The organism is Pseudoxanthomonas sp. LjRoot206 (assembly GCF_056175725.1).
The window spans coordinates 163,085-187,934 of record NZ_JBGFFI010000003.1 but is presented as its reverse complement, the minus strand read 5'-3'; the positions used below and the strand labels follow the sequence as shown (position 1 = coordinate 187,934).

General features: G+C 66.0%; 24 protein-coding genes. 5 read left to right on the top strand and 19 right to left on the bottom strand.

What is annotated here, in order from left to right:
• Positions 1-18 precede the first annotated feature (18 nt).
• Entirely contained in the window at positions 19-1,509 is a 1,491-nt protein-coding gene (locus AC04MD_RS10085; RefSeq protein WP_475497152.1) for a M20 family metallopeptidase, read from the bottom strand.
• Positions 1,510-1,751: 242 nt separating this feature from the next.
• Here AC04MD_RS10085 and AC04MD_RS10080 point away from each other — a divergent pair, with 242 nt between their 5' ends.
• Positions 1,752-2,090, top strand: coding sequence for a ComEA family DNA-binding protein (locus AC04MD_RS10080; RefSeq protein WP_475497151.1), 339 nt, complete (start codon positions 1,752-1,754; stop codon positions 2,088-2,090).
• Positions 2,091-2,377: 287 nt separating this feature from the next.
• A complete protein-coding gene (locus tag AC04MD_RS10075; protein WP_475497150.1) occupies positions 2,378-2,968 on the top strand; it encodes a HutD/Ves family protein in 591 nt (196 codons plus the stop codon).
• A 10-nt stretch (positions 2,969-2,978) separates the two neighbouring features.
• On the opposite strand, the gene AC04MD_RS10070 is transcribed toward AC04MD_RS10075, so the two are convergent.
• The 17 genes from AC04MD_RS10070 to AC04MD_RS09990 all read right to left on the bottom strand — a co-directional run bounded on the left by AC04MD_RS10070 (position 2,979) and on the right by AC04MD_RS09990 (position 20,917).
• Positions 2,979-4,625: a sulfite reductase subunit alpha gene (locus tag AC04MD_RS10070; RefSeq protein WP_475497149.1), complete on the bottom strand. Its 1,647-nt coding sequence runs from the start codon at positions 4,623-4,625 to the stop codon at positions 2,979-2,981.
• A complete protein-coding gene (locus AC04MD_RS10065; protein WP_475497148.1) occupies positions 4,622-5,548 on the bottom strand; it encodes an FAD:protein FMN transferase in 927 nt (308 codons plus the stop codon). Before AC04MD_RS10065 ends, AC04MD_RS10070 begins: the two co-directional genes overlap by 4 nt.
• 113 nt (positions 5,549-5,661) lie before the next feature.
• The gene (locus tag AC04MD_RS10060) at positions 5,662-6,474 is read right to left on the bottom strand and encodes a DUF4198 domain-containing protein (protein ID WP_475497147.1); all 813 of its coding nucleotides are present in this window, start codon (positions 6,472-6,474) and stop codon (positions 5,662-5,664) included.
• A gap of 31 nt (positions 6,475-6,505) precedes the next feature.
• A complete protein-coding gene (locus AC04MD_RS10055; RefSeq protein WP_475497146.1) occupies positions 6,506-7,036 on the bottom strand; it encodes a DUF2271 domain-containing protein in 531 nt (176 codons plus the stop codon).
• Positions 7,037-7,062: 26 nt separating this feature from the next.
• Entirely contained in the window at positions 7,063-7,698 is a 636-nt protein-coding gene (locus AC04MD_RS10050) for a PepSY-associated TM helix domain-containing protein (protein ID WP_475497145.1), read from the bottom strand.
• A gap of 108 nt (positions 7,699-7,806) precedes the next feature.
• Complete coding sequence (locus AC04MD_RS10045; RefSeq protein WP_475497144.1) at positions 7,807-10,155, bottom strand: TonB-dependent receptor domain-containing protein; 2,349 nt, start codon at positions 10,153-10,155, stop codon at positions 7,807-7,809.
• A 102-nt stretch (positions 10,156-10,257) separates the two neighbouring features.
• Positions 10,258-10,641, bottom strand: a complete 384-nt coding sequence (locus tag AC04MD_RS10040; protein ID WP_475497143.1) for a hypothetical protein — start codon at positions 10,639-10,641, stop codon at positions 10,258-10,260.
• Between the two features lie 185 nt (positions 10,642-10,826).
• Positions 10,827-11,513: a Fe2+-dependent dioxygenase gene (locus AC04MD_RS10035; RefSeq protein ID WP_475497142.1), complete on the bottom strand. Its 687-nt coding sequence runs from the start codon at positions 11,511-11,513 to the stop codon at positions 10,827-10,829.
• A 77-nt stretch (positions 11,514-11,590) separates the two neighbouring features.
• On the bottom strand, positions 11,591-13,993 hold the full coding sequence (locus AC04MD_RS10030) for a TonB-dependent receptor (protein ID WP_475497141.1): 2,403 nt from the start codon (positions 13,991-13,993) through the stop codon (positions 11,591-11,593).
• Between the two features lie 143 nt (positions 13,994-14,136).
• Positions 14,137-14,523: a hypothetical protein gene (locus AC04MD_RS10025; RefSeq protein ID WP_475497140.1), complete on the bottom strand. Its 387-nt coding sequence runs from the start codon at positions 14,521-14,523 to the stop codon at positions 14,137-14,139.
• A gap of 124 nt (positions 14,524-14,647) precedes the next feature.
• Positions 14,648-14,980: a non-heme iron oxygenase ferredoxin subunit gene (locus AC04MD_RS10020; RefSeq protein ID WP_475497139.1), complete on the bottom strand. Its 333-nt coding sequence runs from the start codon at positions 14,978-14,980 to the stop codon at positions 14,648-14,650.
• On the bottom strand, positions 14,977-15,519 hold the full coding sequence (locus tag AC04MD_RS10015) for a GNAT family N-acetyltransferase (protein ID WP_475497138.1): 543 nt from the start codon (positions 15,517-15,519) through the stop codon (positions 14,977-14,979). Before AC04MD_RS10015 ends, AC04MD_RS10020 begins: the two co-directional genes overlap by 4 nt.
• A gap of 50 nt (positions 15,520-15,569) precedes the next feature.
• The gene (locus AC04MD_RS10010; protein ID WP_475497137.1) at positions 15,570-16,820 is read right to left on the bottom strand and encodes a cysteine desulfurase; all 1,251 of its coding nucleotides are present in this window, start codon (positions 16,818-16,820) and stop codon (positions 15,570-15,572) included.
• Complete coding sequence (sufD, locus tag AC04MD_RS10005; protein ID WP_475497136.1) at positions 16,817-18,079, bottom strand: Fe-S cluster assembly protein SufD; 1,263 nt, start codon at positions 18,077-18,079, stop codon at positions 16,817-16,819. The genes AC04MD_RS10010 and sufD overlap by 4 nt, the downstream gene beginning before the upstream one ends.
• A complete protein-coding gene (sufC, locus tag AC04MD_RS10000) occupies positions 18,079-18,843 on the bottom strand; it encodes a Fe-S cluster assembly ATPase SufC (protein ID WP_475497135.1) in 765 nt (254 codons plus the stop codon). Before sufC ends, sufD begins: the two co-directional genes overlap by 1 nt.
• 157 nt (positions 18,844-19,000) lie before the next feature.
• Positions 19,001-20,440 carry a Fe-S cluster assembly protein SufB gene (sufB, locus tag AC04MD_RS09995; RefSeq protein ID WP_475497134.1) on the bottom strand — a complete coding sequence of 480 codons (1,440 nt, stop codon included), beginning with the start codon at positions 20,438-20,440 and terminating at the stop codon, positions 19,001-19,003.
• A gap of 15 nt (positions 20,441-20,455) precedes the next feature.
• Positions 20,456-20,917 carry an SUF system Fe-S cluster assembly regulator gene (locus AC04MD_RS09990; protein WP_475497133.1) on the bottom strand — a complete coding sequence of 154 codons (462 nt, stop codon included), beginning with the start codon at positions 20,915-20,917 and terminating at the stop codon, positions 20,456-20,458.
• Positions 20,918-21,129: 212 nt separating this feature from the next.
• Here AC04MD_RS09990 and AC04MD_RS09985 point away from each other — a divergent pair, with 212 nt between their 5' ends.
• Positions 21,130-21,333 (top strand): hypothetical protein, encoded by a 204-nt coding sequence (locus AC04MD_RS09985; RefSeq protein WP_475497132.1) that lies wholly within the window; start codon positions 21,130-21,132, stop codon positions 21,331-21,333.
• A gap of 15 nt (positions 21,334-21,348) precedes the next feature.
• On the opposite strand, the gene AC04MD_RS09980 is transcribed toward AC04MD_RS09985, so the two are convergent.
• Positions 21,349-21,882 carry a cytochrome C gene (locus tag AC04MD_RS09980; RefSeq protein ID WP_475497131.1) on the bottom strand — a complete coding sequence of 178 codons (534 nt, stop codon included), beginning with the start codon at positions 21,880-21,882 and terminating at the stop codon, positions 21,349-21,351.
• Between the two features lie 155 nt (positions 21,883-22,037).
• Here AC04MD_RS09980 and AC04MD_RS09975 point away from each other — a divergent pair, with 155 nt between their 5' ends.
• Positions 22,038-22,511, top strand: coding sequence for an SET domain-containing protein (locus AC04MD_RS09975; protein ID WP_475497130.1), 474 nt, complete (start codon positions 22,038-22,040; stop codon positions 22,509-22,511).
• A 125-nt stretch (positions 22,512-22,636) separates the two neighbouring features.
• The gene (locus tag AC04MD_RS09970) at positions 22,637-24,847 is read left to right on the top strand and encodes a DUF5916 domain-containing protein (protein WP_475497129.1); all 2,211 of its coding nucleotides are present in this window, start codon (positions 22,637-22,639) and stop codon (positions 24,845-24,847) included.
• Positions 24,848-24,850: the final 3 nt, after the last annotated feature.

Here is a 24,850-nt window from a genome sequence, read left to right as displayed (position 1 = left end):
ATCCTGTTGTCGCGCGGATCAGCAGCAGCCGTGGTCGCCGTGCTGCTCGCCACCGGCCACGGCGGCGACGCCCGTCGTTTCGCCACGCACGCTGGCGGCGTGGTGCTCGGCGATCACCCGCGCCACGCAGGCGGTGACCTTCTTGCCCATCGGGATGTGCAGGAACTCGTTCGGACCGTGCGCATTGGAGTGCGGGCCCAGCACGCCGGTGATCATGAACTGCGCGCCGGGGAATTTCTCGCCCAGCATGCCCATGAAGGGAATGGTGCCGCCTTCGCCCATGTACATCGCGGGTTTGCCGAAGAACTCGCGACTGGACGCGTCGATGGCCTTCTCCAGCCACGGCGACATCGCCGGTGCATTCCAGCCGGTGCTGGCCTTTTCCAGCTCCAGTGTGACCTGTGCGCCGTTCGGCGGGTCCTTCTCCAGCAGGTCCTTCAGCAACTGGCCCGCCTGCTTGCCCTCCAATGTGGGCGGCAGACGCAGCGAGAGCTTCACCGAGGTGTAGGGACGCAACACATTGCCCGCCGATGACAAGGGCGGCATGCCGTCCACGCCGGTCACCGAGAGGGCCGGACGCCAGGTCCGGTTGAGCACCAGCTCGGCCAAGTCTTCCGCCATCGGCGTCATGCCGGGCAGGAACGGGAACTTGTCGAACACGGCGGTATCCAGCACGCGCGCGGCTTCCTGCGCCTGCGCCAGGCGGGCGGCGGGAATCTCGACCTGCAGGCCGTCCGGCAGGATGCGGCCGTTCTTTTCGTCTTCGAGTCGCGACAGCAACTGGCGCAACAGGCGGAAGCTGGACGGCACCACGCCGGACGCGTCGCCGGAATGCACGCCTTCCTCCAGCACCTTGACGGTGAAGTTGCCGCCGGCCAAGCCACGCAGCGAGGTGGTGCACCACAGTTGCTCGTAGTTGCCGCAGCCCGAGTCCAGGCAGACGACCAATGACGGCTTGCCGATGCGATCGGCCAGGTGGTCCACGTAGGCGGGCAGGTCGTAGCTGCCGGATTCCTCGCAGGCTTCGATCAGTACCACGCAACGCGCATGCGGCAGGCCCTGCTGCTGCAACGCCTGGATGGCGGCCAGCGAGCCGAAGATCGCATAGCCATCGTCGGCACCGCCGCGACCGTAGAGCTTGTCGCCCTTGATGACCGGCACCCAAGGGCCGAGGTCGTCGTCCCAGCCGGTCATCTCCGGCTGCTTGTCCAGATGGCCGTACAGCAGGACGGTGTCGGCGCCGGTCTCCGGGCCGCTGGCGGGAATCTCGATGAGGATCAATGGCGTGCGACCCTCCAGCCGTACGACCTCGACCTGCATGCCGGGCACCGACTGCGCCTTCGCCCAGCGTTCCATCAGTTGTACGGCCTGCTCCATGTAGCCGTTCGCCACCCAGTCCTTGTCGAACATCGGCGACTTGTTGGGGATGCGAATGTACTCGACCAGCTGCGGGACGATGTCGTCATCCCATTTTTCGGCAAGGTAGCGGTCGACTTTGGCGGTATCCATGGCAACTCCGGGCACTGAAAGGCAGGACGCCATTCTACGCCCTGGCCACGGGTAGGACTTTTCCTACACCCGGCCGCGGTGTTTACGGGCAGATTCCCACGCGCACGGGCGATACCTTGGTGCCCGTTGGGGCTGGAGACTCTCCCTACCGTCGCAGGCCAGCGGCCCGGCGGCGGAAACATGGCGGATGCCGCGATGCAGCCGCCATCCATGGAGAGTCCAATGCCACAAGGAGAGTCGTCATGAAATCGTTCGTCCACATCGTGTTTGCCACCGCCCTGTCGCTGCTGTTCGCCGTGCAGGCGATGGCCGCGGAGAAGGTCAACATCAACACCGCCGACGCGGCCGCGCTGGACCGCGTGCTGATCGGCGTGGGGCCGGCCAAGGCTGCCGCCATCGTCGAATATCGCAAGACCAATGGACCGTTCAAGAGCGCCGAGGAACTGGCCATGGTGAAGGGCATCGGCCTGAGCACCATCGAGCAGAACCGTGACCGCATCGAACTGCGCGCCGGCACGACGCCAGCAAGCAAGCCGGCGGCCACCGCGTCGACGCCCGCCAAGCCGGTGGCGCGACGCTGATCGAATCCCGTGCGGGGCGTCTCCACAGGAGGTGGGGCGCCGGGCACAGGGGCAGGAAGCCAGGGGGAGATAGGCAGGAGGCCGACAAGGACGTATCCATACCGCGCAGGATGCGCAAGGGTCAGGAACGGGCAGGAGCCTGATACTGGCAGGATGCCGACACGGAGGTGGACATCGCCCGGACGCGCAGGATGCGCAGCCGGGCGATGTCGTTTCTGCGCCCGACGTCTGGGGTCGCTGAAGGATGGGCGGGCTAGAATCGCGCGGCGTCCTCACAGGTCCACCCCATGCCCCCAGCATCACGGATCATCCCTGCGAACGAATACCGGCGCGAGCGCTGGAAGAATGGTCTTGGATGGACGCGCGAGATCCTGCGGGTGCCGGACAACGAGGCTTGGGACTGGCGTTTGTCGATTGCGGAGATCGAGCGAGACGCGGCGTTCTCCTCATTCCCTGGTATCGACCGCGAACTGGTGCTGCTGCGCGGAAACGGGTTGCGCCTGACGTTCGATGATGGTCGCGCGATTGATTTGATGCCCCCGCACGACCGCCTGCGCTTCGCTGGCGAAGACGCGGTGATCGGCGAACTGATCGACGGCACGACGCACGACTTCAACCTGATGTGGCGTCGCGGCCGCGTCCGCACGGAGCTGCTGCACCGTCCACTGGTGGGGCCGATGCTGTTCTTCACCGAGCCCGGCGTGCACTGGGTCATCCATCTGATCGCCGGACAGGCGATGTTCGACGCCGCCAGTGGTCTCGGTTCTCTCTGGAGTGGCGATACCGCGGTCCTGGTGCCTGGGAAAGCGCGTACGCGCTACGCCATCCAGGGCGGCGGAGAGCTGTTGGCCGTCCGTGTCGAAACGGAAGCCGGCTGAAGGTTGCGCGTCAGTAGACGTCCCGGCGATAGCGTCCGCTGACGCGCAGGGCTTCGACCTGTTCCTCACCCAGGGTGCCACGCAGCACGGCATCCACCTCGGGCGCCATGCCGGCCAGGCTGCCGCAGACATACAAGGCGGCGCCCGCATCGAACCACTGACGCAGCCGGTCCGCCTGTGCCAGCAATGCATGCTGGACGTAGCGGTGCTGGCCGCCGTCGCGCGAGAAGGCCAGGTCGAGGTGTTCGAGCAGTCCCTGCGTCTGCCATGCGAGCAACTCATCGGCATGGAAGAAGTCGTGCGCGCGCTGGCGTTCGCCGAACAGCAGCCAGTTGCGCGTGGTACCTGCCTGGGCTCTGGCCTTGAGGTGGGCACGCAAGCCGGCGAGCCCGGTGCCGTTGCCGATCAGGATCATCGGCATGTCGGCGGCAGGCGGGTGGAAGTTCGGATTGCGCCGTACCCGCAGGGCGATCGACTCGCCTGGTTGCGCGTGCCGGCACAGCCATCCGCTGCCCAGCCCGAGCGAGCCGTCCGGGCGCTGCATCAGGCGAACCAGCAAGTGCAGTGCGCCGTCGTCGGGCACGGAGGCGATGGAGTATTCCCGGTGCGGGAGCGGTGTGCAGGCGTCCGCCAGTGACTGCGCATCTGCGGTAGTGATCGCCGACGCCATCTCGGGCCAATGGCTGCGCGCCAGTACGGTCGCGAGCGTCTGATCTTTGTCCTGCCAGCGGACCTGCGCATCGCCGGCGCTGCCGACGCGTGCTAGGAAATCCCGGATGTCCTCCGCGGCGTGCTGCGGCCCGATCTCGGCGATATCGCCGGCCGTCCAGGCGGGCAGTGCTCCGTTGCCCGGCTCCAGCGTGAGATGGAATGCAGCTCCTCCCACGCTGCCCGGATTCAATTCGACACGATCGCGCAGCCGCCATGTTTCGTAGCGTGGCGCCGACCAGTCCGGGACCTCGACGCCATCGCCAAGCTGGCCGATGTGGTGTTGCCAGTGGCGCAGCGCGCTGTCGTCGGCATTGTCGACTTCGACTAGATCGAACAGCGGTTTCGCGCCCTGTTGCCGCAGCCATTCGTCGAGCTGGTGACCGAAGGCGCAGAACTGCGTGTACTCGCGATCGCCGAGCGCCAGCACGGCGTACTGCAACGTTTCCAGAGCGAGTGTCTGCGACATCACCTGACGCACGAAACCCAGCGCCGGGTCGGGCGGGTCGCCTTCGCCCGTGGTGCTGATGACGAAGACTGCGCGCTTGATGCTCCGTAGCCGTGCTGCGCGGAGATGCTCCAAACCCGCGCGCTGCACGGTTACGCCGCCATGGCGGAGCGACGTCGCGGTCATGTCGGCGAGCTCCATCGCGAAACCGGTCTGGCTGGCATGCACGACCCACACCGCATCTTGTGCGGCCAGTGCCTTCGGTTGCGACGCCCTGTCTCTCGCATGCGCCCGGTAAAGGAAGGTGGCCATGAGTCCTGCATAGGCAAGCGCCGCGGCAACGGCGGCGTAGACCCGCGTCGATGCTGGCGTGGCCTGCCACCAGTCGCCCTCGTGCAGGCCGGCCAGCAGCCACGCGCATCCGGCCAGCAAGGCCATCACGACGGCGTTGCCTGCCAGCGAGGCGATTCCGCTTCGAGGTGGGACGGATGACGTGCTCATGCGGCGAGATGTCGCTCGAACGCAGGGGTCATGGTTTCCCGCAGGCCGTCCGCAGTGCGTTGCAGGAAACGTGCCGCCAGTTCGTTACTTACCGCGAATGCGTGGCCGGCAGTGGCCCCCATCACGGTCAGTGCTGTGGCCCAGGCGTCGGCATGCATGGCATCCGGCGCGATCACGGTGACCGCGGCGGCGGCATCGGTCACCGGCTCGCCGCTGCGTGGATCGATGGTGTGCGAGTAACGCCTGCCGTCCTGCGCATAGGCATGCCAGCGATCGCCGGAGGTGGCCACGGCGATGCCGTCCAGCGCCAGTACGCGCGGTTCCAAGCCTTCGCTGTCCGCTTCCTCGTCCGGGGAAGACTCGACCAGGACACACCATGGCTGGCCATCGGCCTTGTGCCCATAGCCGTACAGCTCGCCGCCGACTTCGATCAGCGCGGCGCCGATGCCACGACGCTGCAGCAGATCTGCGACCACATCGACACCGTACCCCTTGGCGATGGCGGAAAGATCCAGCATCACATTGCCCGGCTGAAGGACGCGGTGCTGCCCGGGATCGAATCGCAGGTGTTGCCAGCCCACGCGTGCACGCGCATCGACGAGATCCCTCTCGGCAGGCCGCCCACGAGGCAGGGCGTGCGCGCCGAATCCCCAGGCGGCGACCAGCGGCGACACGGTGGGATCGAACGCGCCTCCACTGGCGGCGGCGACGTCGAGCGCCGCGCCAAACACCTTAAGAAAGTCGTCCTGCAGCGAAAACCATGAGCCAGGCGGGCAACGGTTGAAACGCACGATGTCCGCGTCCGCTTCCCACGTGCTCATCTGCGCGACCACCTGGTCCAGGCGCGCCTGTACGGCATCGTGCAGCGCATGCGCGTCGATGCGCGCCTGGCTCGTGTACTGGACCGACCAGGTCGTCCCCATGGTCTGCCCATGCAACGCGTGCACGGCGCTCGCCGGCGCGGAAGACGGGGAGAGAGAAGTGTTCATATAGCGTGGGCGCCGCCGGACGTGGCTCCGGCGGCGCGATGCCGGTCTTACTGTGGCAGCACTTCCAGCGTTGCGACGTAGCTCAGGCGGCGCTGCTTGGCCTGCGGGATCGTGGTCTTCTCGTCCTGCGTGCCGGTTTCCAGCCAGTACATGCCCGCTTCGGGCCAGGTCACGGTGAACTCGCCCTGCGCGTCGGTGGTGACCTTGATCTCGTCCTGCGCGTTGCGATAGCGCGTACCGCCGCGGGTGATCTCGAACTCCAGGCCGGCGGCCGGCTTGCCGTCGACCAGCATCTTGAACTTCGCCGGCTCGCCGGCGAACAGATCGTTCGGGTGCGTCACCGGCACCAGTTCGATGCCTTCGCCCGTCGCTTTCAGCGCGGTGTCGTTAGGCGAGCCGTTGGTCACGAAGGTCTCGATGCGGCCGATCGACTGCGACACCTGCAGGTTCTTCGCGTCCTTCGGCACCTTGGTCGCCAGGTCTTCCGGCTTCGCGCCGCGCAGGCCGCCCGGCTTGCCATCGGCGCCTTCCCAGCGAACCATCAAGCCCTTGTTGACCGTGGCGATGCGGTAGGTGCCCTGCTGCTTGAGTTCGACATCGAACACCGTACGGTACTTGCCGGTCGCCACGTTCTGCGCTTCAGCGGTGCGCCCATCCGGCGCGGTGATGACCAGGCCTTCGGTACGCAGCGGCACGTGGTTGAAGTAGAACAGGTCGTTGGAGACGGCGGCGTCCACCGTGATCCACGGATCGGTGCCGGCGATGACGGTCTGCGACGGCTGCAGCCAGGCCTTGTGCGCCAGTGCGGTGGCGGGAATGACGGAGGCCAGGGCGATGGCCACGGCAAGGGGACGCTTCATCGGAATCTCCAGCTCGGTACGTGGAAGGGGATCAGGGCTTGACGGTCAGCGTGACGGCACCGAGTTCGGTACTGCCCTGCGCCTTGCCCGATTGCGGCGCGCCCTTGGCGGGCCAGGTGAAGGGGATCTTCAGCAGCTCGCGGCCTCCGACTTCGCGTGCGGCTTCCACGACCAGCGTGTACTCGCCCGGCGCCAGCTTCGCGAGCTGCTGCTTGTCGGTGAAGCTCAGCGCATGCTTGCCGACCGGCTTGGTCGGCCCGGTGACGCCGTCCACCGGAACCTTCAAAGAACGACCGGACTTGCGCCACCACTGGCGCATGTCGGGCAACCACTTGGTGCCGTGGCCTTCGGAGTTGCTGGTCTGCTGGTACCAGACGGACAGATTGGCGGCGACCTTCTGGTCGGCACCTTCGACCCACACCGCGACGTACGGGCGGTGGTACTCGGCCACGTTGAGCTTGGGGATCTCGACGTTGATGTCCAGCGTGGCGGCATAGGCCGGCGTGGCCAGCAGGCCGCTGAGCGCGATGGTCAGCGTGGTGTGGACGGCGATCTTCGACATGCGGTCACTCGTGGTTCGTGGAAGGGTCAGTGGATGAAGAGCAGGGCGATCAGCAGCGGTACCAGCAGGCCCAGGCCGACCATCGGCCAAGTCATGCTGCGCTGCCTGCCATGCAGGTAGAGCAGGAACAGGCCGGTGATGCAGAACACCAGGCAGGCCACGGCAAAGATGTCGAGGAACCATCCCCACGCCGGGCCGGCGTTACGGCCTTTGTGCAGGTCGTTGAAATAGGAGACCCAGCCGCGGTTCGTGCGCTCGTACTCGACGGCGCCGGAGTCGCGGTCGATGCTCAGCCAGGCATCGGTCCCGGGCCCTGGCATCGAGACGTAGAGCTCCACGTCCGACCATTCCGCCGGTCGCTTGCCGATCGATATCGACAGTTCCTGTTCCAGCCAGGCGGCGACGGCGGCAGGCAAGGGCGCATCGCCTTCCTGCCGCTCGCCCAACGTCGCCAGGACGGGAGCCGGCACGGTGGCGGTGAGGTTGGTGATGGCGGGCGCGGCTTCGATCTTCGAAGCATGGTTCAGCGTGATCCCGGTGATCGCAAACAACAGCATGCCGATCAGGCAGACCGCCGAACTGATCCAGTGCCACTGGTGCAACGTCCGCAGCCAGAAGCCACGGCGTTGTTGCTGGAGGGCAGGGGATGCAGAAGGGGACAACGTCAGTCTCGAGGCAGGATGGAGCGGATCGCCATTACATCACAGATGAGAATGGCTCTCAATTGAGGCGTTTCCCCTCCCTTGCGGGAGGAGAAACGCGTGCGCCCCTCAGAAGGTGACGTTGAGACTCAGCCAGAGGTTCCGCGACTTGTCCTTGTTGTTGTAGTCGTCCAGGTAGGTCGGCGTGTACGTACCGTTTGCTTCGGTCCAGATCGTCTGGAACGAGGTGAAGTCCTCATCCAGCAGGTTGTTGATGCGACCCGATACCGAAACGTGGTCGCTGAAGCGGAAATGCGCACCAAGATGCAGGACGGTGTAATCCTGGTAGTCGCGGCGTACGCCGTTCACTACGTCGCGGTAGCGCTTGGAGCGGTGTTCCGCCAGCAGCTGCATGCTGAAGCGGTCCGTCGTCTGCCAGTTCAGACTGGCATTCGCCATGTGCTTGGCGGTGTTGGTCAGCGGCAGCCCCCGTTGCGCACCGCTGAGCTGCTCGCTGTCGGTGAACGTGTAGTTGGCGCGCACCGACCAGGTGTCGGTAATGCCCCAGCGACCCGCCACCTCCGCGCCCTGGATACGGACTTTGTCGATGTTGATGTTCTGCGCGTACGTGGTGTACCCCAGCAGCGCGTAGTCCCCCAGATTGGCGCAGGGGCGGACACCACCCGTCTGCTCGCAGCTCAGGCTGGTTTCGCCGCGTGCGATCTTGTCGTCGAAGTCGTTGCGGAACACCGTGACGTTGACGTTGTGCGCATCGTCCGGCGAGGTCCAGTACAGCGCGATCTCGCTGTTGACGCTGGTCTCCGGCTGCAGGTCTGGATTGCCGACGAAGGGCGTGGTGCCCTGGCCGCCGAAGCCGGTGATGCCGTCGTACAGGTCGGTGGTCTTGGGCGTCTTGAAGCCGGTGCTGACGCCGCCCTTCAACGTCCATGCCTCGCTGACGTCCCAGACCGCGTACGCGCGGGGACTGAGCTGGCCGCCGAACACGTTGTGGTCGTCATGGCGCAGGCCCAGCGTGATGGTCAGTGCCTCCAGCGGTTTCCAGTTGTCCTCGGCGAACAGCGACCACATCCTGTGCTCCTGCACGGTACCGCCGCCATCGCCGCCGCCTTCCATGCCGAACACGCCGTCTTCAAGTTCGCCGTCGATCACCTGGCCGCCGACGATGAAGCGGTGCGCCTCACCGAGGGCGAAGTCGAGCTTCGCGTCCAGCGTGTACTGGCTGCTCTCCATCGTGCGCTTGGGCCGCGGCAGGAAGGTCGACACGGCGATGGCCTGCCGCTCGGCCACGCTCAACCCGGTGTAGGCCCCCGTGCCGCGGAAGATCTGCTGGTGCAGCAGGCGCTCGGCGACGGTGAACGGCAGCGTGCGGCCATGATTGCCGGTCTCGATGTGCGCCAGCGAAACGAAGCTGTCGCCGAAGGCCCATTGGCCGTTGTGCGTGACCGACCACTGGTCGCGCGTGAACTCCTGGTCGGCGGCGTAACCGACCTGCGGCGCCGCGCGCCAGATGCCGGCCAGGCCATCCACGGTGCCCAGCGGATAGGTTTCGGTGCCCAGGTTGTTGATGTACGGCGTGTTGTCGTACACCTGCTCGGAGGTGTCGTAATCGAAGAGCAAGCTCTGGTTGTCCGTCGGCGTCCAGCTCAGGGTGACGCCCGCACTCTTGTTGGTGTTGTCCACCGTCTTGCCGCCGCCGCCGAAGCCCAGCGCGCGCTCGAACACGGTGCCGTCCGGCGCGGCGATCGCCTCGTATTCCGGCGTCGACGCATTGCGTTCGTACCACGAGCCACGCACGCCCAGGCCCAGGCGATCCTTCACCAGCGGGCCCATCAGCGCGAAGTCGAACGTACTGTCGCTGCCGAAATCGTTGTTCTCCTGGACGCCATGGCCCAGCGTGGCCGAACCGCGCCAGCGGTCGGACACCTTGCGGGTGATGATGTTGATCACGCCACCCAGCGCGTCGGCGCCGTACAGCGTGGACGCGGGGCCGCGTATGACTTCGATGCGCTGGATCATGTCCAGCGGCGGGATATGGTTGAACTGGTTGCCGCCGAACGAGTTGGGATAGATGTCGCCGTGGTTGTTCTGGCGCCTGCCGTCGATGAGGATCAGCGTGTAGTCCGAGCCCATGCCGCGGATGCTGATCGTCTTCTGGCCAGTCTTGTCCGAGGTCTCGCCGACGTCCACGCCTTCCAGGTCGCGCACGGCATCGATCAGCGTGATGTAGGGACGCTGGCGCAACTCTTCCGCAGTAATCACGCTGATGCTGGCGGGCGCATCGGTGATCTTCTGCTCGAAGCCCGAGGCGGTGACGACCACGGTATCGAGATCGGTGGGATCCGCCGCGCCGTCCGGCAAGGGCTGGGCCAGCGCGGGCGCGCAGACCAGGGCGAGAAGGGCGAGGGCAAGGCGGTTGCGGCGCAGGGGCGCCTGCAGGGAACTGCAAGAGGTCTTCATGGCAATCATCGGAGGGGGATAAACAGAAGGCGCACCGCCGGCAGCGACGGGTCCGTGAGCAGCAGGGGAACAACGGGCCTCCTCGTGCACAGGCCGGTTTCGTCAGGCGGCGTGCGGCGGCGCCTGACCGGGATGCAGGTGCAGCGCGGGATCGGGACGATGAGCGTGCGCTTCGTCCGTGGTGAGGAGTTGGCGAGTACCGGCTTCATCCGCTACGGCAACGCGGAGATCGACGACAGGGCGGGCGAGCGGCGGACACACCGGCGACGCCGGACGGGTACACACCTGCAGCGTGTTGATGCGGGGCTTCTTCAGGTGGAATTCGCGAATAGGCGCCTGATGCGGCGGGTCGCCGCCGTCATGTGCGTCAGTCGTGGCCCACACCGTCGCCACGACCGCAGTCGCGATCTCGCCGCGTGCGCGCGAACCGGCATCGGAGAATCCCAGCGTGCCGCACAGGACCACAAGCGCCAGGATGGCCGGCATCCAGAATCCGCGCACCGCATCGCCAGGTGGCGTGCAGGTCTGACGGACGGTGGCTGGCAAGGCGTGGATCACGTGTTTCCCCGGCGATGCGCCAGAAGTGGCGCATCGAACAGGGAACATCTTAAATGAGAATACTTATCAAATGCAAACAAGGTCGAATCTTGTTTGGCCGCTCTTTCAGCGGCTCAGGTCTCCGCCCATTGCCGTAAAAGGTTGTGGTAGACACCGGTCAGCTGCACCAGCGCAGGGTGGTCCGGAAGCTCTGCGGTCAGGCGCCGGATCGATACGTCCAGCTCGAACATCAAGCGGCGCTGTCCATCGTCGCGCACCATGCTCTGCATCCAGAAGAAGGACGCGATCCTCGCGCCACGCGTCACCGGCGTGACCCGGTGCAGGCTGGTGCCGGGGTAGAGCACCATGTGCCCGGCAGGCAGCTTCACGCTCTGGGTGCCGAACGTGTCTTCGATGATCAGCTCGCCGCCGTCGTAGTCCTCGGGTGCGCTGAGGAACAGCGTCGCGGACAGGTCGGTCCGCACGGGATCCACGCCGCTGCGGCTGCGGTCGTAGCGGATGGCGTTGTCCACGTGGTAGCCGAACGACTGGCCACCGCTGTAGCGGTTGAAGAGCGGCGGATAGATGCGCTTGGGCAGCGTGGCCGAGAAGAAGGTGCTGTTGCGCGACAGCGCATCGAGGATCAGCGCACCCACGTCGCGCGCGGCAGGTGAATCCTCAGGCAACTGTGCGTTGTCCTTGGCCTTGGCGGATTGATAGCCGGCGGTGATGCGCCCATCGGCCCAGTCGGCAGCGTCAAGTAGCGCGCGTGCCCGAAGGACTTGGTCGGGGGTGAGGACGTCGGGAATCGCCAGCAGCATGTCGTTCCACCTTGCAATGAAAGCGCCCCGCCCATTGTGCACGGGCGGGGCGGCCGGGAACTACGTCATCACGCCGGTCAGAACTTGAACGTCGCGGTGAGCACGGCGGAGCGTGCATCTCCGGGCGTTGCCCAGCCGTTGTTGCGGATGCGCGTGTAGTACTCCTTGTCGAACAGGTTGTTGACGTTCAACTGCAGTCCGATCTGGCTGTTGATCTGGTAGCCGACCATGGCACGGTGGGTCACGTAATCCGGCGACATGTACAGCACCGCGGGCGTGGTATTCGTGACCGGGTTCGTGGTCGGCAAGACGTTGTTGTTGAGATAGATCTCGCCCAGATAGGTCACGCCATAACCGAGCATCCAGTCGCCGAGGCGGTAGGTGGTCCAGAGATTGGCCGAATGCTCTGGCGTAGCGGTCAACGGGTTGCCCTTCAGCGGGTCCGGGAAGTGCGTGCTGTTGCTGCAGTTGACGTTGTCGGTATTGACCGGATTGCCGTTGAGCAGGTGATTGTTCGGATTGGCGGCGCAGTAGTTCGACACGCCATTGAGGACTTCGCTGTCCAGATAGGTGTAGTTGGCGAAGATTGACCACTCGCGCGTGATGTTGCCGGCGACGCCCAGCGCAACGCCCTGCACGCGCGCCTTGCCGTCCAACTGCTGCTCGCCCGAGGGATTCAGCGGATTGGCCGGATCGGCGACCTTGTAGTTCTGGCGCTCGTTGCGGAACAGGGCAGCTGTCAGCGCCAGACGGTTGTCGAGGAGGTCCCACTTCGTACCCAGCTCGATATTGACGGCCGTTTCGGGATCGACCTCACACGTCTGGGCAGTGCATGCGCCGTTGACCGAGGCCTTCGAGGGCGTCTTGGAGTTGGCGTAGGACAGATAGATGGAGCCGTTCTCGGCCGGCTTGAACACCAGGCCCGCGCGATAGGAGAACAGGTCGTCCTCGTTCCTGAACGAGGCTCCTCTGCTCAGGACATTGCCGATGCCGGTGTTGTCCGGGTTGGGGTTCGCCGTAGTGGGCGCGGTGTACTGCTTGATGTTCCAAGCTGCCGTGTCGCCTTCGTTATGCTCATAACGAGCGCCGAGATTGATCAGGAAGCGCTCGCCGAACTTCACCGTATCGAACAGATACACCGCCTGGTTGCTCAGCGTTCCCTCGGTCCGCCCGGTCAGCGTGTAGTTGACGGGCCCGGTCCAGGTCGAATCGGGGTTGTAGAGATCCATGCGCGGCAGGGTCGCGGGCACTCCTGCCGGCGTGCGCAGCAGGCTGCCGACATCCAGATCGAAGGTTTCGCGCGAGAACGACACGCCAGCCACCAGCGCATGCTCGACGGCGCCGGTGCTGAAGCGTGTGGTCAGATCGGTCTGGCTGATGGCGATGGCATTGCTGGTGTCGCGCGAATAGCCGCGCGGACCGCTCGGTTGGTACGTACCTGTCGGTGTGCACGTGGCGCCGGTGGCGGGATTGATGCCGTTCGCGAGACACCAGGTGCCTTGCGTCGCATCCACCACCGACAACTGGTCGACCTTCTGGAAGCGGGCCAGGCTGCGCAGCGTCGTACTACTGCCGAAGTCGTGCTCGAACACCCCCGTCAGTACATCGACATCGATCTCCTGCTCATCGATGTTGTGGTAGCCGTAGTAATTGCTGGTATCCAGGCCGGGCAGCGGACCATTGTTGAACGCATTCATGTAATACGGCACGCCATACTGCGGCACGTTTTCATCATGCTGGTGGAGATAGCTCAGGGTGAGTCGCGTATCCGAGCCCAACCCGAAGGCCACCGAGGGAGCGAACCCCCAGCGCTTGAATTCCTCGTAGTCGCGGCCCGGCGCGTCGTTCTGGTGCGCCATCGCGTTCAGGCGTACCGCGACGCCGCTGTCCAGCGAGAAATTGCTGTCGGCCGTCGCACGCGCATAGCCGTCGGTGCCGGCACCGATGGTATAGCTCTGCGAGTCTCCCTCGCGGGCCATTTTGCTGACGAGATTGATGTTGCCGCCGACCGAGCCCGCGCCGGACATGGCGGAGTTGGCGCCGTTGATCAGTTCGATCGACTCGAGATTGAAATTGTCGGTGCGGGTGTATTGCGCGCTGTCGCGCACGCCGTCCGTGGTGATGTCGCTGCTGGCGGTGAAGCCGCGCAGGTTGATGCTGTCGCCGTAGCCGCCGCCGCCCTCGCCCGCGCCGAACGTGATGCCGGGCAGGGTGCTGAGCACGTCACGCAGGCCCAGCAGGTTCTGCTGCGCCATCACCTCGCTGGTGACGACCGTGACCGTTTGCGGTGTATCGACCAGTTCTTCGGTGTACTTCGGCGAACTGGCCTTGCGCACGCGTTCGCCATGGACTTCGATCGTATCGAGTTGTTTGGCCTGACCCGACGCGTCGGCCGGGGTGTCGCCGGCGGGTGCGGCCAGCACGGGGGTGGAGATCGCCAACATCAATGCGGCGGCAAGCGGGGAGTGACGGAGGTTCATGGGCATCCTCAAGGTGATGGAAGCACCCGTTGGCGATGGCTGGCGGGGGATAGGGGTGATCGGGACGCAGGGCGGTTGCTGGACGGCGACCGGAGGCGGGCGGATCGGAAAAATGGAGACGTACGTCTTCGACGTGCGCTGTCTCAGGCCTGTAGCGGAGGACCGCGGCTCAGCCGAGCTGCCTTTCCGGAGATGCGGGCAGCGTCGTGGAAGCCGTGCAGCACGCTGAAGAGCGGACCGGCGCAAGCGGGAGTTGAGCCTGGCAAGGTGAGCTCAGGCTCGGCTTCGCTCTTCGATACCCCGGATTCGTCGAACGGCAGAACCGGAGGCGTTTTCACGCAGGAAGCATCGTCGCGGCCTGTATCGCCGGGCTCGGTGCTGGCCAACAATTGGGCGGACGGCGCCGGTGCGTCGTATGCCGTTGCGGCGGTTTTCCCTGTCGCCATGGCCGCACTGGCGATGACCAGCAACGCCCACGCCAGCAGGAGGCGGGTGGCGATACGGGCGGCAAGGGAGGACGGAGGGATCAAGGGCGTCCGGCGCAGGGCTGCGACAGCCGGTCGCAGGCGGGGCGCCAGAATAATGAGAATTATTCGCGATTACAACAGAATCTTTGCAAGTTGCGGCCGCTGCCGGGGCGGCAGGCGAGGCAAGCTAATCCCGGTCGTCTCGGGTCCATACCCCGCCGTGCTCCAGCTTGGTGGGGAACTTCACCACGGGGGAGTAAGCAGGCGCACACAGGGCACGTCCGTCCCTGACATCGAAGCGGGCGCCATGCAGCACGCACTCGATACTGGCCTCGGTGGGGTCGAAGGTGCCGGAGGACAGCTCGAAATCCTCATGGCTGCATTTGTCCTCGAGCGCGTACATCTCGCCGTCGTGATTGACCACCACGATCGGCGTGCCGGTCACCTCGTCGAAGACGGTCCTCATTTCCCCGGGCAACAGCTCACCCGTGGCGCAGACGAAGGTCCAGTTCCCGCTCATGCGACGGCTCCGGTCAGCGGCTTCTCCAGCACCTCGAAGCGAAGGTCGTCGCGCTTGGGAATTCCGTAGCGATCATCGCCATAAGGAAACGGCTTCTTGATGCCGGTACGCACGTAGCCGCGGCGCTCGTAGAACGCGATCAGTTCGTCGCGGATGTCGATCACGGTCATGCGCATGGCCGGAAGGTTCCATTCCTCGCGCGCGACGCGCTCGGCTTCTCCCAGGACGGCCTTGCCGACTCCGCCGCCCTGCAAGTCGGGTCGGACCGAGAACATGCCGAAATAGCCCGCGCCGCCTTCTTCCGCCACGTGTGCGCAAGCGAGCAGTTCGCCGTCCGGACGCTCCGCCAACACGATCCGGCTGCGCGGTCGTTCGATGTCCTTGCGCAGCACCTCGGCATCGATGCGCTGCCCGTCCAGCATGTCGGCCTCGGTGGTCCAGCCCTGCTTGCTGACGTCGCCGCGGTAGGCGGACGTCACCAGGGAAACGAGGGCAGGGATGTCGTCGGACGTGGCGGCGCGGAAGGTCGGAGTATCCATCCGCGCATTGTAGGGCGCCGGCCGCCGTCGCGGCGGCACCGGGCACCATCTCAGGCCAACAGGGTCCGGGCCTTCTTCAGCGCGGCGACGAAGTGCTCCACTTCCTCGTGGGTGTTGTAAAACGCGAACGACGCGCGCAGGGTCGCAGCCACGCCGTAGAACTGCAGCAAGGGGTGCGCGCAATGCTGGCCGGACCGGACGGCGACGCCTTCCAGATCCAGCAGGGTCGCCAGGTCGTGCGCGTGAGCGCCTTCGACCAGAAACGAGATCACCGCCGCCTTGTCGGGCGAACGGCCGAAGATGCGCACGCCGTCGATCCGGTCGAGCTCTTCAGTGGCGTGCGCCAGCAACTCCGATTCGCGCGCCGCCACATTCGCCATGCCGAGCGCGTCCAGGTACTCCACGGCGCTGCCCAAGCCAATGAAGCCCGCGATGTTGGGCGTGCCGGCCTCGAACTTGTGCGGCGCGTCGTTGAATACGGTGCCGTGGAAGCTGACTTCCTTGATCATCTCGCCGCCGCCGATGAAGGGCGGCATGGCCTGCAGATGTTCCTTGCGCGCCCACAGGGCGCCGGTGCCGGTGGGGCCGCACATCTTGTGGCCGGTCAGCGCGTAGAAGTCGCAGCCGATCGCGGCGATATCGACGGCGCGGTGCGGCACGGCCTGCGAGCCGTCCACCACGGTGACAACGCCGCGCCTGCGCGCTTCGCGGCAGATCTCGCGGACGGGATTCACGGTCCCCAATACGTTCGAGGTATGGGTGAGCGCGAGCAGCTTCACATCGCCGGTCATCGCCGCATACAGCGCATCCAGGTCGAGCGTGCCGTCCTCACGGATCTCGGCGACCTTGACCGTGGCACCGGTCCGCTGCGCGACCAGCTGCCATGGCACGATGTTGGCGTGGTGCTCCATGCGCGAGATGAGGATCGTGTCGCCGGCCCTCAGGCGAGGCAGCGCCCACGAATACGCGACCAGGTTGATCGCGAACGTCGTGCCGCTGCACAGCACGAGCTCGTCGGGCCGCACGTTGAGGAAGCGCGCCAGCCTCCTGCGCGCACCTTCGTACGCGTCCGTTGCCTCCGTGCCGAGCGTGTGCACGGCGCGGCTGACGTTCGCGTTGTGCTGGCGGTAGAAGTCGTCGACGGTCTGGATGACCGATGCCGGTTTCTGTCCCGTGTTCGCGCTGTCCAGATAGACGAGCGGCTTGCCATTGATCTGGCGCGTCAGTAGCGGGAAATCCACGCGTACGCGCGCCCAGTCGATGGTGCTTTCCGTAGACCCGTGGGCGGCTTCGCGGTTCATGCCGCGCCCAGTGCCGCCAATGCGGCATCCACGCGGGACACCAGCAGATCGCGCAGGCCGGCGTCTTCGATCGCAGAGAGCGGCTCGCGGCAGAACGCGGTCGTCAGCAGTTGCTGGGCCTCTGCCTGCGGCAGGCCGCGCGAGCGCAGGTAGAACATCGCGGTCGCGTCGAGTTGGCCAACGGTGGCGCCGTGCGCAGCCTTCACTTCGTCGGCGTGGATCTCCAGCACGGGCTGGGTATCGATCTCGGCGTTGGCCGACAGCAGCAGGTTCTTGTTCGACAGCGCTGCATCGGTGCCGTCGGCACCCTCGCGGATCAGAATGCCGCCATGGAACACCGCGCGGCCACGGTCCGCGCCTAAACCACGCCAGGTCAGTTCGCAAGCCGTGTCGCGACCGATGTGATCGATGCCCAGCCGCGTATCGACATGCCGGCGCCCATGCGCCAGCAGCACGCCGTTGGCGACCAAGCGCGCGTTCTCGCCTTCCAGGCGGACGTTCAATTCGTGCCGCGACAGTGCGCCGCCGAGTTCCAGGTCCACGCGGCGGTATTCCGCCTCGCGGGCGAGGACGGCATCGGTGCGCAGCAGCGTGGTCGCGCGCTCGCTGTCGGTTTCGATGCGTGCATGCGTCAAGCGCGCATCCTTGGCCAGGTGCACGTGGCTCAGGGCATTGATGAAGTGCGCATGGCTGTCGGTGGCGATATGGTGCTCGATCACGGTCAGGCGGGCGCCGGCGCGCAACTCGATCAGGTTGCGCAGGTGCCACGCGCGATCCGCGCCGTCGCCGGTGCCGATGAACACCAGGTGCAACGGCTGGTCGCTGTGCACCTCGGGCTCGGCGCGCAGCAGTATGCCTTCGGTGGCCAACGCCGCGTTGAGGCGCGCGAATACTTCGTCGTTGCGCTCGAAGCGGCGCTGCAGGAACCGCGCGGCGTCGCCATCTTCGGCCAGCGCCTCGGACAGCAGCTGCAGGCTGACGCCGTCCGGCAGGTCGGTCGTCAGCGACAGCGCGACCGAATAGCGGCCGTTGACGAACACCGCGCGCGGCGCCGGGATGTCGGCCAGCAGCATCGGGTCGAGCGCAGGCAGTGCGTCCACCGGCTGGAAGCTGCGGCGCTCCAGCTGGCGCAGCGAGGTGTACTTCCAGGCTTCGGCGCGCGGGCCCGGCAGGCCGTCGCGCAGCGCCTCGTCCAGTACCGCGCGGCGCGCGACATCGCCGGCGAAACCGGCCGACAGGGAATCCAGCAACGCACTCATCAGGCGGCCTGCTCTGGCGTCACGCGATCCTTGATCCACGCATAGCCGTGCTGTTCGAGCTCCAGCGCCAGCGCGGGACCGCCGCTCTCGACGATGCGGCCGCCGGCCAGCACGTGCACCACGTCCGGCTTGATGTAGTCGAGCAGGCGCTGGTAGTGGGTGATGACGAGGAAGGCGCGGTCCGGCGAACGCAATGCGTTGACGCCGTCGGCGACGTTCTTCAATGCATCGATGTCCAGGCCGCTGTCGGTCTCGTCGAGGATCGCCAGCTTCGGTTCCAGCACGGCGAGCTGGAAGATCTCGTTGCGCTTCTTCTCGCCGCCGCTGAAGCCCTCGTTGACGCCACGGTGCAGCAGTTCGTCCTTCAGGTGCAGAACGGCCAGCTTGTCGCGCACCAGCTTGAGGAACTGCATCGAATCCAGCTCCGGCTCGCCGCGCGCCTTGCGCTGGGCGTTGAGCGCAGCGCGCAGGAAGTAGGTGTTGTTCACGCCCGGAATCTCGACCGGGTACTGGAATGCCAGGAACATGCCGGCGGCAGCGCGTTCTTCAGGCTCGAGTTCCAGTAGCGGCTTGCCGTCGAACTCGACGCTGCCGGCGGTGACTTCATAGCCTTCGCGACCGGCCAGGATGTTGCCCAGCGTGGACTTGCCGGCGCCGTTGGGGCCCATGATGGCGTGCACTTCGCCGGGCTTCACCTCCAGCGTCAGGCCCTTGAGGATGTCCTTGCCGGCGACGCTGGCGTGGAGGTTGTCGATCTTGAGCATGTTCGTTTCCGTTTTGATTCTTTGAGCCCCTCTCCCGTCGGGAGAGGGGTTGGGGAGAGGGTCCGGCGAAGTCCCGGTGGTTCGGACATCATCGACTTCGCCGCACCCTCATCCGGCGCTTTGCGCCACCTTCTCCCGGCGGGAGAAGGGAAAAGCCTCATCCCACACTGCCTTCCAGTGACACTTCCAGCAGCTTTTTCGCTTCCACCGCGAATTCCATCGGCAGTTCGCGGAAGACCTGCTTGCAGAAGCCATCGACGATCATCGAGACCGCGTCTTCCTGGCCGATGCCGCGCGCGCGGCAATAGAACATCTGGTCGTCGCTGATCTTCGAGGTGGTGGCCTCGTGCTCCAGCGTCGCCGTCGGGTTCTTCACCTCGATGTAGGGGAAGGTGTGCGCGCCGCACTTCTTGCCGATCAGCAGGCTGTCGCACTGGGTGTGGTTGCGCGCGCCATCGGCGTTGCGGTCCACCTTCACCAGGCCACGGTACGTGTTCTGGCCGCGGCCGGCGCTGATGCCCTTGCTGACGATCTTCGACTTGGTGCGCTTGCCGATGTGGATCATCTTGGTGCCGGTATCGGCCTGCTGGCGATGGTGGGTCAGCGCGACCGAATGGAACTCGCCCACCGAGTCGTCGCCGAGCAGCACGCAGGACGGGTATTTCCAGGTGATCGCCGAGCCGGTTTCCACCTGCGTCCACGTCACCTTGCTGCGGGCGCCACGGCATTCGGCGCGCTTGGTGACGAAGTTGTAGATGCCGCCGCGACCTTCCTCGTCACCCGGGTACCAGTTCTGCACCGTGGAGTACTTGATCTCGGCGTCTTCCAGCGCGACCAGCTCGACCACCGCCGCGTGCAGCTGGTTCTCGTCGCGCATCGGCGCCGTGCAGCCTTCCAGGTACGAGACATAGGCCTTGTCCTCGCAGACAATCAGCGTGCGCTCGAACTGGCCGGTGTGGCCGGCGTTGATGCGGAAGTAGGTGCTCAGCTCCATCGGACAGCGCACGCCCTTCGGGATGAACACGAAGCTGCCGTCGGAGAACACCGCCGAGTTCAGCGCGGCGAAGTAGTTGTCGCCGACCGGCACCACGCTGCCCAGGTACTGCTTCACGAGTTCCGGATGTTCCTTGATCGCCTCGCTCATCGAGCAGAAGATCACGCCCTTCTCGGCCAGTTCCTTGCGGAACGTGGTGCCGACGGAGACGGAGTCGAATACCGCGTCCACCGCCACGCCGGCGAGCTTGGCGCGCTCGTGCAACGGCACGCCCAGCTTGTCGTACGTGTCCAGCAGCTCCTGCGGGACGTCATCCAGCGAGGCGTACTTGGCCTTCGGCGCGGAGTAGTAGCTGATCGCCTGGAAGTCGATCGGCGCGATCTTCAGCTTTGCCCAGTGCGGCACCGGCATGGTCAGCCAGTGGCGATAGGCGGCCAGACGCCATTCGGTCATCCACTCCGGTTCGTCCTTCTTGGCGGACAGCGCACGCACCACGTCCTCGTCGAGGCCGGGCGGCAGCGAATCGGATTCGATGTCGGTAATGAAGCCGGCGTCGTAGCGACGTCCCAGTTGTTCAAGGATTTCAGCGTTCTCGGTGGCCATCGGGCTGCCTACGGTTCAGCGGGTGGCGACCTGCACGGCGATGGGTCGCCTGCGCACGTCGTCGGAAGAGGAGGGGGGAGGGGCGATCATCTGGGCGAGAGTGAAACCGCGCAGGGCGTCGGCTACCACATCGTTGATCAGCCGCCAGTTGGCGCGTGCGCCGCACTTCTGCGCGATGCCGCACTGGCTTTCGCTCTGGCTGCATTCGGTCATCGCCAGCGGACCTTCCATGGCCTCGACGATCTCCACCAGGCTGATTTCGGCGGCGTCGCGGCTCAGGCGGTAGCCGCCGTGCACGCCACGCAGGCCTTCCACCAGCCCGGCCTGGGCCAGCGGCTTCAATACCTTGCTGACGGTGGGCGTCTCCAGGCCGGAATGTTCGGCCAGGTCGGACGCGCTGAGCACCTCGCCCGGACGCGCGGCGAGCACGGTCAGGACCACGGTGGCGTAGTCGGTGAGCTTGGTGACACGGAGCATCGGGGGAGGGGGAGGTCCGAAAAACGTACCGAAATTGTACGCTTTCATGGCGCCGGGCTCAAACCCCGGGTGTTTTCCCCGTTCAGACGAGGGCGCTCCGGCTGACGAATGTCACCCGCGATGGTTGACGGCTGCGACTGATACCGCACCGACGCGATCCGGAAGATGGCTCACGTCCACTCCCGGACGGTCAGCGACCCGAGGCAACCGCCATGAACACGTCCCATGCCCACACCGAATCCGTTTCCCCAGGCCATGGCCTGGACCATCGTTTCCTCTGGCGCGCCCTGCTGGTTGCGGGCGGCATCTACCTTGCGGTCAAGCTGTTCCGCGGTGTCGGCGCACTGTTCTGGACCGTGTTCGGCCTGGCATTCGGCCTGGCCTGGATCTTCAACGGCCGCGGTTTTCCGTGGTGAGTCGCGCCCGGCCGCTCATTTCGCGGCCGGTGCCTCCGCGGCGGCCGGCAATACCATGCCCAAGTACGGTGCTGGCGGCGTCTTCCCGGGCGGCAGTGCTTCGGGGGCCGGCTGGCCTGCCGCGCCCAGCGCGTGGACGAAGCGGTAGATCGCGCGGCGGTCGTCTTCGCTCATCGCGCGCACGGCGAAGTCCGGCATCATCGGACGCGTGCGCAGGGTGGCGCTGTATTCCATCCATTGCGCTTCGGTCAGCTGTTGCATCCGCAGGCGCAGATTGCTGGGGTAAGTGGTACCCCACGGCCCGTTGAAGCCCATCGGCGAACCGACCAGCCAGGTGTCCTTGGCCACCGTCCCGCCGGACTCCGCATAGCCCGGCGTATGGCAGTCGTTGCAGCCCGTGATGCGGACCAGGTATTCCCCGCGCGCCAGCAGGTCGGCGTCAGACGGCGTTGAAGCGGGTTGCGCTGCCTGCGTGTGCGGGGACTGGACATGGCAGGCGGCCAGCGACAGCGCCAGCGCGGGAACGAGTAGGGAACGGATCGGATGCATGGCGAGGGCTCTGCGACGGGAATCAGCCATCGAACGCGCCGTCCCACGTGGACCGGCCATGTCGGGACCGCCCGCCATTCAGGCCGCCGATTTGGGAATCCCGCGGGCATGGGGGAGAATCCCCCTTCGCACCCCCTGTCCCCATTGGATACCGCATGCCCCGCAAGATCGAAGCCCGTCAATCCGACATCCACGGCAACGGCGTGTTCGCCATCGCCCCGATCGAGAAGGGCGAGCGCGTGGTGGAATACAAGGGCAAGCGCCGCACGCATGACGAAGTGGACGCCGACGACACTGGCGACGCCGATTCCGGGCATACCTTCCTGTTCACGCTCAACGACGACTACGTCATCGACGCGAACCACAAGGGCAACAAGGCGCGCTGGATCAACCACAGCTGCGACCCCAACTGCGAAGCCGTCATCGAAGAGCACGAAGGCAAGAACCGCAAGAAGGACAAGGTGTTCATCGAGGCGATCCGCGCGATCAAGCCCGGCGAGGAGCTGACCTACAACTACGGCATCGTGCTGGCCGAGCCGCACACTGCCCGCCTGAAGAAGATCTGGGCCTGCCGTTGCGGCAGCAAGAAGTGCACCGGTACCATGCTGCAACCCAAGAAGGGCCGCTGATCCCGGCGAGCCCCTTTCGCAGGCACGGATGCCGCAGCGTGCCAGAAGGTTGAAATGACCGAAGGCAGGTGTGGTCCGTCATTCCCGTCGCTACCTTGCGCGCACCGGACCACCACCCGCCTGCCATGACCCTCTTCCGTTTCGCCAGCGCGCTCGTGCTGGCCGTTCCCTGCAGTCTTGTCCATGCCGTCGAGATCGACGGCCGCATCGACCCTGCCGAATGGCAGGACGCGTGCCACGTCACCGAATTCCGCAAGACCCAGCCTTTGACCGGCGAGCCCGGCTCGCTGCCCACCGAGGCCTGGATCCTGGCCACGCCGGACGGCCTGGCGATCGCCTTCCGCGCCGCCCACCCGGCCAGCGTGCCGCGCACGCGGCAGAAGGTGCAGCGCGACTTCGACGAACAGGTCGACCGCGTCAACGCCTTCATCGACTTCGACGGCGACGGCCGCACCGGCTATGCCTTCACCGTCAGCTCGACGGGCGGTATCGCCGACGAGATCATCACCAACGAGAACCAGTTCAGCGACGACTGGGACGGGCAGTGGCGCCATGCCGTCGGCGAGGACGAGCAGGGCTGGTCGGTCGAGCTGCTGATCCCCTGGCATACCGCGCCGATGCGCGACGGCACCGATGGTCAACGCACGCTCAAGGTGTTCCTGGCGCGGGTGATCGGCGCCACCGGCGAGCGCATGGCATGGCCGCAGGCCAGCTTCGAACGCCCGCGCTTCCTGTCCGACTTCGCGCCGGTCACCGTGCCGAAGTACGACCAGTCGCTGCTCGCCATCACGCCCTACGTGTCGGGGCTGTACGACAACGTCGGCGGCGGTGGCGATTTCAACGCCGGCGCCGACCTGTTCTGGAAGCCGAACGGCCGCTTCCAGCTGACTGCGACGGTGAAGCCTGACTTCGGCCAAGTGGAAGCCGACGACCTGGTGGTCAACTTCAGCGCCACCGAAACCTTCATCAGCGACAAGCGCCCGTTCTTCACCGAGAACCAGGGCATCTTTGAATTGACCACGCCGTCGGACGACAGCCAACAGCTGTACACGCGCCGCGTCGGCAGCACCGGTGACATCACGGCGGCGGTGAAGTTGAACGGCAGCCTGGGCAAGGTGAACTACGGCCTGTTCTCGGCCGACGAGGACGGCAACACCGGGCGCAGCTACCACGCGCTGCGCGTGGTGCGCGACTTCGACAAGCAGAACCTCGGCGCCATGCTGACCCGCGTCGACGACCCGTGGCGCGACCGCGATGCCACCGTGCTGGGCGTGGACCACAACTGGCGGCCGACCGCGCGCTGGAACGTGCGCACGCGCCTGCTGGGCAGCCGCACCGAGCAGGCCGGCAACGAGGTCGACGACGTCGGCGCCACCGTGTGGGCCGACTACGAGATGGACGACGGCTGGCGCCAGCAGTGGATTGCCATGCACTTCGGCAACGACCTGCAGCTCAATGATTTCGGCTACCTGTCGCGCAACAGTACCAATTACCTGCACTGGGAAGTGCGCAAGCGTTTCACCGGTCTGCCGGGTGATTCGCGCTACTCGTCGAAGGACTGGCGCTGGCGCGTCAGCAGCAGCCACAACGACCACGGCGACAAGCTCAACGACCAGTTCCGCATGAGCCGCGAAGGCCAGCTGCGCAACGGCAGCTACGAGTACGCGCAGATCAACGTCAACAGCGCCGGCCTGGGCGACACGCTGCTGCGCGGCAACGGCGTGATCCGGCTGCCGGCGAACTTCAACACCTATTTCGAGTACGAGCGGCCGCGCAAGGGCGACTGGGCGCACGAGACGGAGATGGAGGTCGTCAGCGGCGGCCTGGCGGGCAACCGCAAGCTGGGCGGCGGCGTGGGCTACACCGGCACCTACTTCATCAACGACGCCTTCAGCCTCTACGGCGGCTTCTACGCGCTCTACACCCCCGACTGGCTGGTCTGGCAGCGCGAAGACCTGGTGGGCGGCTTCCAGCGCCGGCAGGTCAGTCTCGACGCGGGATTGGACTGGGTGATGTCGGACCGCCACGAGCTGCGGGTGAAGATGCAGGCGATCGCGCTGGATGCGCGCGTGCAGGATGCGTGGCGCTTCGATCCGCTGGGCCATGCGCTGGCCGCGTCCGATACGGTGGAGGACTTCAGCGTGCGCAACCTGGGTTTCCAGGTGCGCTACCGCTACGAGCTCGCGCCCCTGTCCTACCTGTACGTGGTCTATGCCCGTGGCGGCTACGAGCAGCGCACCGGCACCGATGGCGTGGAAGACCTGCTGCAGGACAGCTTCCAACTGCGCGACGACGAACAGCTGGTGGTCAAGCTGAGCTACCGCTTCGAGATCTGACGC

Excerpts from the sequence above, each read along its gene's own strand:
- AC04MD_RS10085 (WP_475497152.1), bottom strand. The coding sequence starts at position 1,509 with ATGGATACCGCCAAAGTCGACCGCTACCTTGCCGAAAAATGGGATGAC.
- AC04MD_RS10080 (WP_475497151.1), top strand. The coding sequence starts at position 1,752 with ATGAAATCGTTCGTCCACATCGTGTTTGCCACCGCCCTGTCGCTGCTG.
- AC04MD_RS10075 (WP_475497150.1), top strand. The coding sequence starts at position 2,378 with ATGCCCCCAGCATCACGGATCATCCCTGCGAACGAATACCGGCGCGAG.
- AC04MD_RS10070 (WP_475497149.1), bottom strand. The coding sequence starts at position 4,625 with ATGAGCACGTCATCCGTCCCACCTCGAAGCGGAATCGCCTCGCTGGCA.
- AC04MD_RS10065 (WP_475497148.1), bottom strand. The coding sequence starts at position 5,548 with ATGGGGACGACCTGGTCGGTCCAGTACACGAGCCAGGCGCGCATCGAC.
- AC04MD_RS10060 (WP_475497147.1), bottom strand. The coding sequence starts at position 6,474 with ATGAAGCGTCCCCTTGCCGTGGCCATCGCCCTGGCCTCCGTCATTCCC.
- AC04MD_RS10055 (WP_475497146.1), bottom strand. The coding sequence starts at position 7,036 with ATGTCGAAGATCGCCGTCCACACCACGCTGACCATCGCGCTCAGCGGC.
- AC04MD_RS10045 (WP_475497144.1), bottom strand. The coding sequence starts at position 10,155 with ATGAAGACCTCTTGCAGTTCCCTGCAGGCGCCCCTGCGCCGCAACCGC.
- AC04MD_RS10040 (WP_475497143.1), bottom strand. The coding sequence starts at position 10,641 with ATGCCGGCCATCCTGGCGCTTGTGGTCCTGTGCGGCACGCTGGGATTC.
- AC04MD_RS10035 (WP_475497142.1), bottom strand. The coding sequence starts at position 11,513 with ATGCTGCTGGCGATTCCCGACGTCCTCACCCCCGACCAAGTCCTTCGG.
- AC04MD_RS10030 (WP_475497141.1), bottom strand. The coding sequence starts at position 13,993 with ATGAACCTCCGTCACTCCCCGCTTGCCGCCGCATTGATGTTGGCGATC.
- AC04MD_RS10020 (WP_475497139.1), bottom strand. The coding sequence starts at position 14,980 with ATGAGCGGGAACTGGACCTTCGTCTGCGCCACGGGTGAGCTGTTGCCC.
- AC04MD_RS10015 (WP_475497138.1), bottom strand. The coding sequence starts at position 15,519 with ATGGATACTCCGACCTTCCGCGCCGCCACGTCCGACGACATCCCTGCC.
- AC04MD_RS10010 (WP_475497137.1), bottom strand. The coding sequence starts at position 16,820 with ATGAACCGCGAAGCCGCCCACGGGTCTACGGAAAGCACCATCGACTGG.
- sufD (WP_475497136.1), bottom strand. The coding sequence starts at position 18,079 with ATGAGTGCGTTGCTGGATTCCCTGTCGGCCGGTTTCGCCGGCGATGTC.
- sufC (WP_475497135.1), bottom strand. The coding sequence starts at position 18,843 with ATGCTCAAGATCGACAACCTCCACGCCAGCGTCGCCGGCAAGGACATC.
- sufB (WP_475497134.1), bottom strand. The coding sequence starts at position 20,440 with ATGGCCACCGAGAACGCTGAAATCCTTGAACAACTGGGACGTCGCTAC.
- AC04MD_RS09990 (WP_475497133.1), bottom strand. The coding sequence starts at position 20,917 with ATGCTCCGTGTCACCAAGCTCACCGACTACGCCACCGTGGTCCTGACC.
- AC04MD_RS09985 (WP_475497132.1), top strand. The coding sequence starts at position 21,130 with ATGAACACGTCCCATGCCCACACCGAATCCGTTTCCCCAGGCCATGGC.
- AC04MD_RS09980 (WP_475497131.1), bottom strand. The coding sequence starts at position 21,882 with ATGCATCCGATCCGTTCCCTACTCGTTCCCGCGCTGGCGCTGTCGCTG.
- AC04MD_RS09975 (WP_475497130.1), top strand. The coding sequence starts at position 22,038 with ATGCCCCGCAAGATCGAAGCCCGTCAATCCGACATCCACGGCAACGGC.
- AC04MD_RS09970 (WP_475497129.1), top strand. The coding sequence starts at position 22,637 with ATGACCCTCTTCCGTTTCGCCAGCGCGCTCGTGCTGGCCGTTCCCTGC.